This is a genomic window from Kaistia defluvii (genome assembly GCF_040548815.1).
Taxonomy (GTDB): Bacteria; Pseudomonadota; Alphaproteobacteria; order Rhizobiales; family Kaistiaceae; genus Kaistia; species Kaistia defluvii_A.
In genome coordinates this window covers 385,832-399,351 of record NZ_JBEPSM010000001.1, presented here as the reverse complement: position 1 = coordinate 399,351, position 13,520 = coordinate 385,832, and the positions used below count along the sequence as shown (strand labels likewise).

The following is a 13,520-nucleotide window of genomic DNA, read 5'->3' as shown; positions in this document are numbered from 1 at the left end:
AAATAGCGGGCCGGCAGACATGCCGACCCGCTTTGTCACTTCCGTACGGCCTGGGTCGATCAGGCTTCCTGGATAGCAGAGAGCTTCCACTCGCCGCCAGACTGGCGTGCGAACGTCCAGAGCTCGGTCGTCTCCGTCACCTCGTCGGCATTGCCAGAGAGGATCGCGCCGGTCGCCCGGTCGCGCATGACATCCCGGCTCTCGTAGCGCATGGCGACGGTGGCGTAGTCCGTGCCATCCTCGCTCCAGGCCTCGGCCAGGTCGCCCTGCAGCAGCTTGACGTCCGTAACGTCGTTGCGCTGGCCCTGGGTCGCGTTCTGGCTCAGTTCCTCGGAGAGGTAGGACATGATCTCCGGCGTGGTGCGCAGGCGCAGCGCCGCATAATCCTCGCGACCGAAAGCGCTCTGCACGTCGTCCAAAAGCTGCTGGAAATCGTCGAGATCACCGCCCGTGATGCCGACTTCGTCATTGGCATTCATGGCATTGGCCGGGCGGGGAGCCGCCTTGGCGCCGGAGCCGAAGCCACCCAGGCCGCCAAAGCCGCCGAGGCCGGCGCCCAGACCGCTGCGCGGGGCGGCGGCCGGCGCTTCACGCGACGGCGCGTCGACATTGGGCATGCCGCCCGCCATCCGGGGAGCCGGACCGGCGACGCCGGCTGCGGCACCCGCCGGACGGTTGCGATTGGCCAGGAAGCGGAACAGGAACATGGCGCCGATGGCCAGCAGCGCGAACTGCAGGATGAAGCCGAACGCTCCCGCCATGCCGCCCAGGCCATTGCCCAGCAACATGCCGATGAGGCCGCCCATCATCAGTCCGCCTAGCATCGAGCCGCCGAAACCGCCCAGGAAACCGGGACGCGATGCCTGCTGCGCGGCAGGGCGCGCGGCGTTCGTCGCCTGCCCCGGCTGCGTCATCGAACGCTGCACGGGCTGGGCCGCGTTGGGCGCCGTCTGCGTGGCAGCAGGAGCCTGGAAGGTGCGCGTGCCACGGCTGCCGAAGCTACCGCCCCGGCGGGCGTCCGCAACATCCACAACAGCGAAGCTCATCGCCGTGGCGATGCCAATCATCGCCAGAAAAGCCGGTGTGCGCTTGCCGAAAAACATATCTCGTCCCTTTTGTAAGATAGCGAGCCTTCTCGGGCCCTCGGTCGGCATGTAGGAACGATTCCAGCCTATGTTTAGAGGGGAGCCGCGTCATTCTTGCATTTTCGTCGCTTGCGACATCGTGTTATTGCCTCGCCGCATGACACATAAGGTTGCCGCCCTCTATCAATTCGCAGCACTTCCCGACTTCGAGGACCTGCGCGCGCCGTTGCTCGAACTCTGTGCGACGCACGGAATTCGCGGAACGCTGCTGCTGTCGCCGGAGGGAATCAACGGCACGATCGCCGGGCTGGACGATGGCATCGACGCCGTCATCGCCGAGATCACCACCGGCGCCCTGTTTGGCGGCCGGCTCGACAATCTCGAGCTGAAATTTTCGAGCGCGAGCGCCATGCCGTTCAAGCGGCTCAAGGTCCGGCTAAAGAAGGAAATCGTCACGCTGGCGCAGCCGCTGGTCGATCCAACGAAGCAGGTCGGCACCTATGTCGCGGCGGAGGACTGGAACGCGCTGATCTCGGATCCGGACGTGATCGTCGTCGATACGCGCAACCGCTTCGAAGTGAAGATGGGGACGTTCGAGCGCGCGCTCGATCCCGAAACGCGGAAATTCTCGCAGTTCCCGGATTTCGTCAGCCGCACGCTAGATCCGGAGAAGAACAAGAAGGTCGCCATGTTCTGCACCGGCGGCATCCGCTGCGAGAAGGCGAGCTCCTACCTCCTTTCGCAGGGCTTCGCCGAGGTGTTCCACCTCAAGGGCGGCATCCTCAAATATCTCGAAACCATCCCGCCGGAGCAGAGCCTCTGGCAGGGCGAGTGCTTCGTGTTCGACGAGCGGGTCGCGCTCGGCCATGGACTGGTCGAACGCGCGCCGGCCGACGAAGAGGACGAAGGCGAGACGCCTTAGCCCTTTGTCGCAGCGTCGGCTCAGCCGGCGTCTTCGGTGTCGGCCGGGTCGCCGCGCAGATAGGCTTCGACGACGCCCTTGAGCTTGATCGTCAGCGGGTTGCCGAAACGATCGCGCGCCTTGCCGGCGGCGACGCGGACCCAGCCCTCGCTGATGCAATATTCCTCGACATTGTTCTTCTCGGTCCCGTTGAAGCGGATGCCGATGCCGCGCTCGAGCAGCGCCTCGTCATGGAAAGGGCTCTTCGGGTCGTTGGAAAGACGGTCGGGCAGCGTGTCGGTCATGATGAAGCCTTCAAATCGAGAAGCATTGGCCGGGAGACATAGCGGGGCGGCACGGTCCTGCCAACCCGCCTGAGCCGGGGCCTCACCGCCCCATGGCGGCCGCGACCGTCAACAGCACGAGATAGAGGCCGGTTCCCACCAACATGAACATCACGGCGGCCGAGCCGAGGTCCTTGGCGCGGCGGGCAAATTCCGATTGCTCGGGCGAGACGCGATCGACGATTTCCTCGATTGCGGTATTCAGCGCCTCGACGGCGAGCGAGGCGAAGACCAGCACGAGATAAACGCCGATCTCGGCCAGCGATCGCCCGATCGCCACGACCCATACCAGGCCGACGATTCCGGCCGCCAGTTCCATGCGGGCGGCCCTCTCGCCCCGGAACAGATCGGCCACCCCGGCGCTCGACCAGCCCAGGGCGGAGAAGAAATGATCGATCCAGGCCCGCATGCTGTTTCCGTCCCATCCGCGCCACAACCCGTGGCTAGTCTTCTTGAATTCTTCCGCAGTGGCGCAATTTTCCCGCGACACGATATCATGTACGCGATTCCCCGCGATTGCCTCTCCCCGCATCGCATCCGCGCCAAACTTGCCGACACGCCTTGGCAGGGCGGGGCGTGGGTGCAATATGAGGGAGAGGGTTCAGGATAGACATGAGCGAACTTCGCACCTTCGACGTCAGACGGCCGCAGCGGGCGCTTCTGCTCTCGCTTCCGAACATCCTGACTTATGGCCGCATTCTCGCGGTTCCCCTCGTCGTGTTCTGCGTCGTTGGCGGCAAGGATACCTGGCGCTGGACCGCTCTTGCGCTGTTCGTCCTCGCCAGCATCACCGATTATCTCGACGGCTATCTGGCGCGGATCTGGAAGCAGCAATCCTCGCTCGGGCGCATGCTCGATCCGATCGCCGACAAGCTGCTCGTCTCCGCCTGCCTTTTGGCCCTGGTGTTCGAACGCACCATCGACGGCCTGTCGCTCTGGGCCGCGCTCATCATCCTCTCGCGTGAAATTCTCGTCTCGGGGTTGCGCGAATATCTGGCGGAGCTGCGCGTCAGCGTGCCGGTCTCGCGCCTGGCCAAATGGAAGACGGCGCTGCAGATGGTCGCGATCGCCTTCCTGCTCGCCGGACCGGCCGGGAACGTCTATTTCGCCTATACGACGATGATCGGGCTTGTCCTGCTCTGGGCCTCGGCGATCGTCACGCTCTATACCGGCTACGACTATTTCCGCGCCGGGCTCAGCCATATCCTGGAGGAAGAGCCGTGAAACTGGTCTATTTCGCCTGGGTTCGGGAACGGATCGGCATGGCGGAGGAGACGGTGGAGCCGCCTCGCAACGTCGAGACGGTCCAGGATCTGCTCGGGTGGCTGCGGACGCGCGGCGACGCCTATGATTTCGCGCTCGGCGAATCCGCGACGATCCGGGTCGCGCTCGACCACGACCACGCCGATCACGACGCATCGCTCGCCGGTGTGCGCGAGGTAGCGCTCTTCCCCCCTATGACCGGAGGCTAGGCTCGCCATGGCCAATGTCCGCGTTGCGATCATTGCCGAACCGCTCGACATCACGACAGAAATCGAGAGGGTGACGGCGGGGCGCGGCGATATCGGCGCGGTCGTGACCTTCACCGGCCTCTGCCGCGACGAGGACGGAAGGCTCGAGGCCCTGGAACTCGAGCATTATCCGGGCATGGCGGAAAACGAGGTCCGGCGCATCGCCGAGCAGGCGGCCGGACGGTGGGAAATCTCTGATATCACCGTCCTGCACCGGCACGGCAAAGTCCGCCCCGGCGAGACCATCGTCCTGGTGGTGACGGCGTCGAAGCATCGGCATGCGGCGTTCGAATCGGCTGAATTCGTGATGGACTTTCTCAAGACCCACGCCCCCTTCTGGAAGAAGGAACACACGGCGGCGGGTGCGGTCTCCTGGGTCTCGGCCCGCCAGTCCGACGACGACGCCGAAGAGCGCTGGAACACCCCCGATTGAACCCTACCCTCTCGAATGGCCAGGGCGGCGCCTTTGCGCCGCATCAGGCATTGGCGGAAGCCCTCCTGCCGCACGCCACCTCCGGCGATGACGGTTCGCACGATATCGCGCATCTGCAACGGGTCTGGAGCAACGCCGCCGCCATCCTCGCGCAGGAAGGCGGCAATGCCGATATCGTCGCCGCCGCGACGTTGCTGCATGACTGCGTTTCCGTCGAGAAGAACGACCCGTTGCGCGCCCAGGCGTCGCGCCTGGCCGCCCACAAGGCGGAAGGCGTGCTGCGCGCGCTGCGTTGGGAGGATGCACGGATCGCCGCGGTCGCGCATGCGATCGAAGCCCACAGCTTTTCGGCCGGGATCGTCCCCGAGACGCTGGAGGCGAGGATCCTGCAGGATGCCGACCGGCTCGACGCGATCGGCATGGTCGGCGTGGCGCGCTGCTTCTATGTCGCCGGACGAATGGGCAGCGCGCTCTATGATCCCACGGATCCGGAAGCCGCCTTCCGTCCGCTCGACGACAAGCGCTTTGCCATCGACCATTTCGAGAACAAGCTGTTCAAGCTCGCCGCAGGGTTCCAAACTGCAGCCGGGACACGGCTCGCGGAATTGCGGCAGGCGCGCCTGCGCCGGTTTCTGGACGAATTTCTGGACGAGATCTGAGGCCGCCCCTTCTGCGAGGCGCGAGCCATAGAGAGGAAACGTTTCATGCTCACGATCTGGGGCCGCAACAATTCGACCAACGTCAAGAAGGTGCTGTGGTGCGCCGAGGAGATCGGCCTTCCCTATGAGTGGATCCCCGCCGGGGGCAGCTTTGGCGGGACCGGCGATGCCGCCTATCGCGCCATGAACCCGACAGGGCTGGTGCCGACCATCCGCGACGGCGACTTCGTGCTGTGGGAATCGAACGCCATCGTGCGCTATCTGGCGAGCCGCTACGCCTCCGGCACGCTGGCGCCCGAGTGGCCGACCGAGCGCGCCGGGGCCGACCGCTGGATGGATTTCGCCTCGACCAGCCTCGCCGCGCCGTTTCGCGACGTGTTCTGGGGCCTGATCCGCACGCCGCCGGAAAAGCGCGACATGACGGCGATCCATTCCGGCCAGGAAAAATGCGCGTCGGTCTTCGCCATCGCCGACCGGGCGCTTTCGACGCAGCCCTGGTTCAGCGGCGCGGCTTTCGGGATGGGCGACATTCCGCTCGGCTGCTTCGCCTATGCCTGGTTCGAGATGCCGATCGAGCGGCCGGACCTGCCGCATCTCGCGGCCTGGTATTCCCGCCTCACCGAGCGCGAAGCGTTCCGCAAGACCGTGATGATCGGGCTGAGCTGAGGCAGCCCATGTGTCTTCTTTCACCTCTCCCTCAGGGAGTTGGAAATACCGACCTTCAAAAACAAAATGGCCGGGACAAGCCCGGCCATTTTCAGATGTCTGCTGGTTCGGCTAATTAGCCGACGAGCTCGATGCCCGAGAACCAGTATGCGATTTCCTGAGCAGCGGTCTCGGGAGCGTCCGAGCCGTGGACCGAGTTCTCGCCGATCGACAGGGCGAACTCCTTGCGGATCGTGCCGGCATCGGCATTGGCCGGGTTGGTCGCGCCCATGACTTCGCGGTTCTTCAGGATGGCGCCTTCGCCTTCCAGAACCTGAACCACGGTCGGGCCAGCGGTCATCGTCTCGACCAGCTCGCCGAAGAAGGGGCGATCCTTGTGGACGGCGTAGAAGCCCTCGGCCTGCTGGCGGGACATCCAGACGCGCTTGGAAGCGACGACGCGCAGGCCGGCTTCTTCCAGCTTGGCGGTGATCTTGCCGGTCAGGTTGCGCTGGGTCGCGTCGGGCTTGATCATCGAGAAGGTGCGTTCGATCGCCATGTCTTCAGTCCTGTCATATCGTTTGAAACGGGATAATTGGGTGGCGCTGTATAGCCTTGCCGCAGGGACCGGGCAAGGGCAGCGACGGGTTCGGCACCGCTGTCGCGACGCAAAAATGTCAGCCATACTGACCTGATAAACGCGACGTTTTCGCGACGGGGAGAAGGACCAGGTGATGAAGCCGCATTTCGAGATGTTCGCCGCCTATAACCGCTGGGCCAACGAACGCCTGTATGACGCGGCGCGCACGCTGCCGCGCGAGGACTATCTCGCCGACCACGGCGCCTTCTTCGGCTCGCTCAACGCGACGCTCAACCATCTCCTCGTAACCGACCGGATCTGGATGCGGCGCTTCTCCGGCGACGGCCCCGTCCATGCCGCGCTCAACGAGGTGCTGACCGACGAACTCGACGAGCTGACGACGTTGCGGGTAAGCGAGGACGCGCGGCTGATCGCCTATGTCGACAATCTCGACGCGGCCGCGATCGCGGGCCAGTTCACCTATCGCCCGATCACCAACCCGGTCGAAATCACCCAGCCGCTCGGCCCCGCCCTCGCCCATCTGTTCAATCACCAGACCCACCATCGCGGCCAGGCGACGGTGATCCTGACGCGGATCGCCGGACGGGATGCGTGCCCGAGCCTCGACCTGATCCTGTTTCAGCGCCAGTCGGGCATGGGCTTGCGCTGAACGGGCAAGGCGGGCCGACACCACCGTTCGGGCGAAATATATCGGAAGTGTGTGACGGCGGTCGCTTGATTCAGCCGGGGGGGAGGCGCACGTTTTCAGAGCGTCTGTTTCTGTTCCTGCGAGTCTCCATGTTCCGGCCCCTGCTTCTTGCGTTCGCCCTCACCGTTTCCGCCGCGCATGCCGCGACGCCGAATGTGGACGTCGAGGCGCCACAGGGATTGTCCGACTCGGAGATGGCGGAAGTGGTGGATTTCGTCGTCGGCAATGCCGTCTTCGCGCTCTACCATCAGGCCGGTCACATGATGATGGAGCGCCTCGGCGTCGATGCAGCGGGCGGCGAACAGACCGCGGACGACTTCGCCGTGATGACGCTGCTCGAGCCCCGGACCGGCGCCGGCGATCAAACCCTGGTCGACGCGGTCGACAGCTGGATGCTTTCCAACCACCTCACCGCGTCGGCCGGCGCGGATGCGATCGGCTTGCCGGACCGGCATTCGGTCGACGCCGACCGAGCCAATGCGATCGTCTGCAACATGGTCGGCTCGAACCCCAAGGATTTCGCTGATATCGCGGAGGCTGCCGCCCTGACGCCGGCGACCCGCGCCAATTGTTCGGCTTCCTACCAGCAGAAGCGCGCGCTCTGGTCCAATGCACTGAAGCCGGTGCAGCGCGAGCCAGGCGGGCCGCTTTCGGTCATTCCCGTCGTCTACGAGCCGCCGACCGGCAACGAAGTCGCGGAACTGACGATCCTGCACGACAACAAGGTTCTGGAGGAGGTCGCGACCCGCCTCGCCAACGACTTCACCCTGGCGAAGCCGCCGACGCTGCGCGCCAAGAGCTGCGGCGCCGTCACCTCCAGCTATGACCCCGCCCGCAACGAGATCGTGCTGTGTTATGAGCTGTCGAGCTACCATGCCGAGCTGATCGTGCGCGATATACAGGGCCGCTGAGCCTTTGCCGGCGACATCTTCGCGCGCCGCGCTTGCTTCCGGCGGCTAGGCACGGCACATAGCCGGCCATGCTGCACGTCAACGAAGTCACCTATCGCATCGCCGGCCGTACGCTCCTCGAGGGGGCGACCATTGCCCTGCCCGACGGGGTCAAGGCCGGCTTCGTCGGCCGCAACGGCACCGGCAAGACGACCCTGTTCAAGCTGGTCACCGGCGAGATCGCACCGGAGAGCGGCTCGATCGGCCTGCCGCGCGGCGTCCGCATCGGCCAGGTGGCGCAGGAAGCGCCGGGCACAGAGCAATCGCTGATCGACTTCGTGCTGGCCGCCGATACCGAGCGCGCGGCGCTGCTGGCCGAGGCCGAGCATGCGAGCGACCCGCACCGTATCGCCGAGATCCAGATCCGCCTTTCCGATATCGGCGCGCATGCCGCCGAAGCGCGCGCCGGCACCATCCTGTCCGGCCTCGGCTTCGACGCGGAAGCCCAGCTTCGCCCCTGCTCCGCCTTTTCCGGCGGCTGGCGGATGCGCGTGGCGCTCGCCGCCGTGCTGTTCGCCGAGCCTGACCTGCTGCTGCTCGACGAGCCCACCAACTATCTCGATCTCGAAGGCACGATGTGGCTGGAGAACTATGTCGCGCGCTATCCGCACACGGTCTTCCTGATCAGCCATGATCGCGATCTGCTCAACCGCGCCGTCGACATGATCGTCCATCTCGACCAGGGCAAGCTGACGATCTATCGCGGCGGCTATGACAGCTTCGACCGCCAGCGTCGCGAGAAGCAGGCGCTGCAGCTGAAGCTCAAGAAGAAGCAGGACGACCAGCGCAAGCACCTGCAGGCCTTCGTCGACCGTTTCAAGGCCAAGGCCTCGAAGGCGCGCCAGGCTCAGTCGCGCATGAAGGCGCTGGAGCGGATGCAGCCGATCGCCGGCATCGTCGACAGCGACGTGACGCCGTTCCACTTCCCGCCGCCGGCCAAGATCCTTGCCCCGCCGATCATCGCGCTCGACAACGCCTCGGTCGGCTACGAGGAAGGCAAGCCGATCCTGCGCAAGCTGGACCTGCGCATCGACGTCGAGGACCGCATCGGCCTGCTGGGCGCCAATGGCAACGGCAAGTCGACCTTCGCCAAGCTGCTCGCCGGCCGCCTGCCCAATCTCACGGGCGCGATGCGACGAGCGGAAAAGCTCGACATCGCCTTCTTCGCGCAGCATCAGCTCGACGATCTGCGCCCGGCCGAAACCGCCGTGCAGCACATCCGCATGCTGATGCCGGACGCGACCGAGGCCCAGGTGCGTTCCCGCGTTGGCTCCATGGGATTCCCGACCGCCAAGATGGATACGCCGGCGCGCGAGCTTTCCGGCGGCGAGCGCGCGCGCCTGCTGCTCGGCATCGCGACGTTCCGCGGCGCCAACCTGCTGATCCTCGACGAGCCGACCAACCATCTCGACATCGACAGCCGCGAAGCGCTCGTCCAGGCCCTGAACGACTATCCCGGCGCCGTGATCCTGATCAGCCATGACCGCCATCTCATCGAGGCGTCCGTCGACCGGCTTCTGCTGGTCGCCGATGGCACGGTGTCGAATTTCGACGGCGACATGGACGATTATCGCAAGCTGATCGTGAAGGGACCGGATACCTCGTCGGCCAAGAGCGACGGTGACACGTCCAAGAACACGGCCCAAGATCGCCGCCGCGAGTCGGCCGCCAAGCGCTCCGAGCTCGCCCCGCTACGGAAAAAGATCAAGGAAACCGAATCCTTGATGGAGAAGCTTCAGAAAGAGATTCAGAAGCTCGACACGGCGCTAGCCGACGTGAACCTCTACGCCAAGGACCCCGCCAAGGCGACGACGCTGGCCAAGCAGCGCGCCGACGCGGTCAAGGCCCTCGGCGAGCGGGAAGAGAGCTGGCTGGAAATGTCGGCGGAATACGAGGCGGCAGCCGAGGCGGTCTGAGCTTTCTCGGAAGAGTGGCAACGCAGCGGACCGCACGACCATCATCCTGAGGTGCCCGGCTTTGCCGGGCCTCGAAGGAGGGTCCAGTTGTCTCCTGTGTCCGTCCGCTTTGTCCTGCCGGCAGGCGATTGATCTCGAGTCCAGAGGCGATCTCTGGAACCTCCTTCGAGGCTTCACTGCGCGCGAAGCACCTCAGGATGATGGACTTTGGGTACTAGTGTTACTGTCCTCAGCGTAGCGCTGGACGCGCTCGGCGATCACGCCTTTTTCTGCCAGCGGCCCTGTTCGGATTGCTGCCAGTAGGTCGCGTCATGGCCCTCGGCCTTGACGCGCTTCCAGGACGCGCGCGCCGCGTCGAGCGCGTCGGGGTCGTTGCCGTCGAACATCAGCACGACCCGGACATAGCCGGAAAGATCGCCCGCCGAAGCGCCGGCGACGAGGAAGCGGACATTGGCGCCGTTCGGGTTGCCCGGCTCCGGCGTGATCAGAACCGGATGCTGCGCGGCGTCGGGATCGCGCCAGAGGCCATGCGGCAGGAAGCTGTCCTCGCCATAGGTCCAAAGCAGCGCATCCAGCGCTTCGCAGCGCTCGACCGAACCCGCCTCGACCACGACGCGCCAGCCGCGCTCCAGCGATTTCTCCAGCAGTCCCGGCAGGAGCGTTTCGAGCGGCTGCTGCTGCAGATGGTAGAACAGGACTTCGGTCATCGTGCCTTCTCAAAAAGGCCGGCCGCCCCGAGGCGCTCGGAGCGGCCGGCCCTGACCTTCTAGCAGATCAGCCTTCGTAATTGTCGGCGACCAAGCGGTCGAGGATGCGCACGCCCCAGCCCGAAGCCCAGGAGCGGTTGATCTCGCTCTGCGGCGAACCCATGGCCGTTCCGGCGATGTCGAGATGGGCCCAGGCGACGCCATCGTCGATAAAGCGCTGGATGAACTGCGCCGCCGTGATCGAGCCGGCATGGCGGCCGCCCGTGTTCTTGATGTCGGCGAACTTCGATTCGATCAGCTTGTCATAGGCAGCGCCCAGCGGCAGGCGCCAGACCTTCTCGCCCGTCACCTCGCCGGCCCTGGACAAGGCTGCCGCCAGCGCGTCGTCATTGGCGAACAGTCCGGCATGGTCGCTGCCGAGCGCGACGAGAACCGCGCCGGTCAGCGTCGCCAGGTCGATGATCACCTTCGGCTCGTAGGTTTTCTGCGCGTACCAGAGCGCGTCGGCGAGCACGAGCCGGCCTTCGGCATCGGTGTTGATGATCTCGATCGTCACGCCGGACGCGGCCTCGACGATGTCGCCGGGGCGCTGCGCATTGCCGTCCGGCATGTTTTCGACGAGGCCGATGATGCCGACGACGTTCGCCTTGGCCTTGCGCGAGGCCAGCGCATGCATCAGCCCAACCACGGCGGCGGCGCCACCCATGTCGCCCTTCATGTCTTCCATGCCGCCGGCCGGCTTGATCGAGATGCCGCCGGTGTCGAAGACGACGCCCTTGCCGACGAAGGCGATCGGCTTATCCTTGGACTTGTTGCCGTTCCAGTGCATGGCGACCAGGCGCGGCGGACGCACAGAGCCCTGCGCGACGCCGAGCAGCGCCCGCATGCCGAGCTTCTTCATCTGCTTTTCGGTCAGGGTCTCGATGGTGACGCCCAGCGCCTCGAGCGCTGCCGCCTTTTCCGCGAACTCGACCGGTCCCAGCACGTTGGCTGGCTCGTTGACCAGTTCGCGCGCCAGGATGGCGCCCTCCGCGATGGCCGAACGCGCGACCCAGGCCTTCTTCGCCTTGCTCGCCTCGCCGCCAACGATATCCAGCTTCACATGCGCCTTGGATGCCTTGCCGCTGTCCCCGTCCTTCCCTTCCTTGTCGTTCTTGCCGCTCTTGTAGCGGTCGAAGGAATAGGCCCGCAGCACCGCGCCCATGCCGATCTCGGCCAGTTGCTCGCCGGAGACCGGCGTTCCGTCCGGCCGCTCGGCCAGCAGGGTTGCCTGCTCGCCCTTGCGCAGCGCGCCCTGGATCGTGCCGCCTAGGCGCGACCAGTCACCTTCCACAAGTTCTTCCGCCTTGCCGAGGCCGACGACGATCAGCCGGTCGAAGCGAAGGCCGGCTGGCGCGAGCAGGTCGAGCGTGCCGAGCGTCTTGCCCTTGTAATCTGCCGTCCCTGCGGCCTTTCGAAACAGATCGGCGATTCCCAATCCACTCGTCTCCGGGCCGAAATTCAGCGTCTCGTCGGTCAGGACGACCAGCGTTCCGCTCTCGGCCGAGACAGATTTGTGGAAAGAAACGGCAGGGTTTTGGCTCATTTTTAGGTCTCGCAGGGCAAGGACGGCAGGCGCCGGACGGCGCTGTCAGGGACAGGGGGTGCGTGGGTAAAGCCACACCCAGAGGATGATCAATCTGTCCACCGGCTGCGTCTCTGGCAAGTGGCGCGGGTTCCAGCTAGACGTTTACGCTTCATTAAGAGTGTTCTTTCGCATTTGATTCACCCAATTGGTTCACCCATGGACGGTCGGACGTCGGATTGATGAGGAGATAGACCGGGATATCGCGCAGCCACGGCGGGGGCTGTCATCGTTTGGCGTTCAGAGTTCGAGGATTGACGAAACCAAGATGAAGCTCATCGAGCGCTACATCTTCAAACGAATGTTCGCGGCGTTCCTGCTGAGCCTTTGCGGCTTGTCGGGCACCGTCTGGCTGAGCCAGGCCCTGCGCGAACTCGACCTGATCACCAGCAAGGGCCAGAACTTCGTCACCTTCTTCCGCGTGTCGAGCCTGATCTTCCCGGGCCTTCTCCTGATCGTTTGTCCCGTTGCCCTGCTGATCGGCGCGATCTACACCTTCAACCAGCTCAACGCCGATTCAGAGCTCGTCGTGATCAACGCCAGCGGCGCATCGCAGACGCGACTGCTGAAGCCGGCGCTGTCGATGGGGCTGATCACGGCGATCATCGTCGGCTCCATGTCGCTCTATCTGGTGCCGCTGTCGCTGCAGGCATTCCGCGGCCTGCTCACCGGCATCAATGCCGACCTGATCACCAGCTTCGTGCGCGAAGGCCAGTTCATGGAACTGGGCAACCGGCTGGTCTTCCATGTGAAGGACCGCAAGCCCGACGGCACACTGGAGGGCATCTTCATCCAGGACGGCCGCCAGCCCGACCAGACCTCGGTCTACATCGCCAATCGCGGCGCCGTGCTGAAGAACCCGCTCGGCACCTTCCTGATCATGCAGAACGGTACGATCCAGCAGAAGTCCGAGACCAACAATTCGATGTCGATCATCGAATTCGAATCCTACGCCTTCGATCTCTCGACCTTCGGTAGCCGCACCAGCCTGCCCGACTACACCGCGTCCGAACGCAGCACGCTCTATCTGCTGTCACCGAACCCCAACGATCCGGAATACCAGAAGCGCCCCGGCGCTTTCCTCTCCGAGCTTCATGACCGCCTTTCGGCGCCGCTCTACGCGCTCTTCTTCGCCATCCTTCCCGTCGCCGCGCTTGGCCAGGCCCAGACGACCCGGCAGGGCCGCAGCCTCGTGGTTCTCGGCACGATCGCGATCGCCACCGGCGTGCGCATCGGCGGCTTGATCCTCGCCAGCCTCGCGGCCAACGATTCGCGGTTGATCCCGGCGCTCTACGCGCTGCCGCTCGGTTTCATCGTGCTGTCGCTGATCGCGGTCTACAGCTCGTTCCGCTTCTCCGCCTCCGACAGCATCGCCTCGATGGCCACGGAGTTCGTGCAACGAATCGCCAATCGGTTCAGGATTGGTCCACGCCCATCGGCAGGGGGCCGGACCTAA

At 65.1% G+C, this 13,520-nt stretch carries 16 protein-coding genes; 10 read left to right on the top strand and 6 right to left on the bottom strand.

Going from position 1 to position 13,520, the window contains the following annotated elements; translation table 11 throughout:
• Positions 1 to 59: 59 nt before the first annotated feature.
• The gene (locus ABIE08_RS01955) at positions 60 to 1,103 is read right to left on the bottom strand and encodes a Tim44 domain-containing protein (protein WP_354548330.1); all 1,044 of its coding nucleotides are present in this window, start codon (positions 1,101 to 1,103) and stop codon (positions 60 to 62) included.
• 139 nt (positions 1,104 to 1,242) lie between these two features.
• Here ABIE08_RS01955 and trhO point away from each other — a divergent pair, with 139 nt between their 5' ends.
• Positions 1,243 to 2,007: an oxygen-dependent tRNA uridine(34) hydroxylase TrhO gene (gene trhO, locus ABIE08_RS01950; protein WP_354548328.1), complete on the top strand. Its 765-nt coding sequence runs from the start codon at positions 1,243 to 1,245 to the stop codon at positions 2,005 to 2,007.
• Between the two features lie 20 nt (positions 2,008 to 2,027).
• On the opposite strand, the gene ABIE08_RS01945 is transcribed toward trhO, so the two are convergent.
• Complete coding sequence (locus ABIE08_RS01945; RefSeq protein ID WP_354548326.1) at positions 2,028 to 2,291, bottom strand: DUF3297 family protein; 264 nt, start codon at positions 2,289 to 2,291, stop codon at positions 2,028 to 2,030.
• Between the two features lie 82 nt (positions 2,292 to 2,373).
• On the bottom strand, positions 2,374 to 2,739 hold the full coding sequence (locus ABIE08_RS01940; RefSeq protein ID WP_354548325.1) for a diacylglycerol kinase: 366 nt from the start codon (positions 2,737 to 2,739) through the stop codon (positions 2,374 to 2,376).
• A 203-nt stretch (positions 2,740 to 2,942) separates the two neighbouring features.
• Here ABIE08_RS01940 and pgsA point away from each other — a divergent pair, with 203 nt between their 5' ends.
• From pgsA to ABIE08_RS01915, 5 genes are read left to right on the top strand one after another with little or no spacing between them, the layout of a single operon-like run.
• Complete coding sequence (pgsA, locus tag ABIE08_RS01935; protein ID WP_354548324.1) at positions 2,943 to 3,554, top strand: CDP-diacylglycerol--glycerol-3-phosphate 3-phosphatidyltransferase; 612 nt, start codon at positions 2,943 to 2,945, stop codon at positions 3,552 to 3,554.
• Positions 3,551 to 3,802 carry a molybdopterin converting factor subunit 1 gene (gene moaD / locus ABIE08_RS01930; RefSeq protein ID WP_354548322.1) on the top strand — a complete coding sequence of 84 codons (252 nt, stop codon included), beginning with the start codon at positions 3,551 to 3,553 and terminating at the stop codon, positions 3,800 to 3,802. The genes pgsA and moaD overlap by 4 nt, the downstream gene beginning before the upstream one ends.
• 7 nt (positions 3,803 to 3,809) lie before the next feature.
• Positions 3,810 to 4,274 carry a molybdenum cofactor biosynthesis protein MoaE gene (locus tag ABIE08_RS01925; RefSeq protein ID WP_354548320.1) on the top strand — a complete coding sequence of 155 codons (465 nt, stop codon included), beginning with the start codon at positions 3,810 to 3,812 and terminating at the stop codon, positions 4,272 to 4,274.
• A complete protein-coding gene (locus ABIE08_RS01920; RefSeq protein ID WP_354548319.1) occupies positions 4,271 to 4,933 on the top strand; it encodes an HD domain-containing protein in 663 nt (220 codons plus the stop codon). Before ABIE08_RS01925 ends, ABIE08_RS01920 begins: the two co-directional genes overlap by 4 nt.
• Positions 4,934 to 4,978: 45 nt before the next feature.
• The gene (locus ABIE08_RS01915; RefSeq protein WP_354548317.1) at positions 4,979 to 5,599 is read left to right on the top strand and encodes a glutathione S-transferase family protein; all 621 of its coding nucleotides are present in this window, start codon (positions 4,979 to 4,981) and stop codon (positions 5,597 to 5,599) included.
• 115 nt (positions 5,600 to 5,714) lie between these two features.
• Here ABIE08_RS01915 and ndk read toward each other — a convergent pair whose 3' ends face one another.
• Entirely contained in the window at positions 5,715 to 6,137 is a 423-nt protein-coding gene (gene ndk / locus ABIE08_RS01910; RefSeq protein WP_266332209.1) for a nucleoside-diphosphate kinase, read from the bottom strand.
• Between the two features lie 175 nt (positions 6,138 to 6,312).
• On the opposite strand from ndk, the gene ABIE08_RS01905 reads away from it, so the two are divergent.
• The 3 genes from ABIE08_RS01905 (at position 6,313) to ABIE08_RS01895 (ending at position 9,733) form a co-directional block, all read left to right on the top strand.
• Entirely contained in the window at positions 6,313 to 6,828 is a 516-nt protein-coding gene (locus tag ABIE08_RS01905) for a DinB family protein (protein WP_354548315.1), read from the top strand.
• A gap of 128 nt (positions 6,829 to 6,956) precedes the next feature.
• The gene (locus tag ABIE08_RS01900) at positions 6,957 to 7,778 is read left to right on the top strand and encodes a DUF4344 domain-containing metallopeptidase (protein ID WP_354548313.1); all 822 of its coding nucleotides are present in this window, start codon (positions 6,957 to 6,959) and stop codon (positions 7,776 to 7,778) included.
• A gap of 68 nt (positions 7,779 to 7,846) precedes the next feature.
• Entirely contained in the window at positions 7,847 to 9,733 is a 1,887-nt protein-coding gene (locus tag ABIE08_RS01895) for an ABC-F family ATP-binding cassette domain-containing protein (RefSeq protein WP_354548312.1), read from the top strand.
• 257 nt (positions 9,734 to 9,990) lie between these two features.
• On the opposite strand, the gene ABIE08_RS01890 is transcribed toward ABIE08_RS01895, so the two are convergent.
• Entirely contained in the window at positions 9,991 to 10,440 is a 450-nt protein-coding gene (locus ABIE08_RS01890) for a DNA polymerase III subunit chi (RefSeq protein ID WP_354548310.1), read from the bottom strand.
• Positions 10,441 to 10,507: 67 nt separating this feature from the next.
• The gene (locus ABIE08_RS01885; RefSeq protein WP_354548308.1) at positions 10,508 to 12,025 is read right to left on the bottom strand and encodes a leucyl aminopeptidase; all 1,518 of its coding nucleotides are present in this window, start codon (positions 12,023 to 12,025) and stop codon (positions 10,508 to 10,510) included.
• Positions 12,026 to 12,332: 307 nt separating this feature from the next.
• Between ABIE08_RS01885 and lptF the strand changes: the two genes are divergently transcribed.
• The gene (gene lptF / locus ABIE08_RS01880; RefSeq protein WP_354548306.1) at positions 12,333 to 13,520 is read left to right on the top strand and encodes an LPS export ABC transporter permease LptF; all 1,188 of its coding nucleotides are present in this window, start codon (positions 12,333 to 12,335) and stop codon (positions 13,518 to 13,520) included.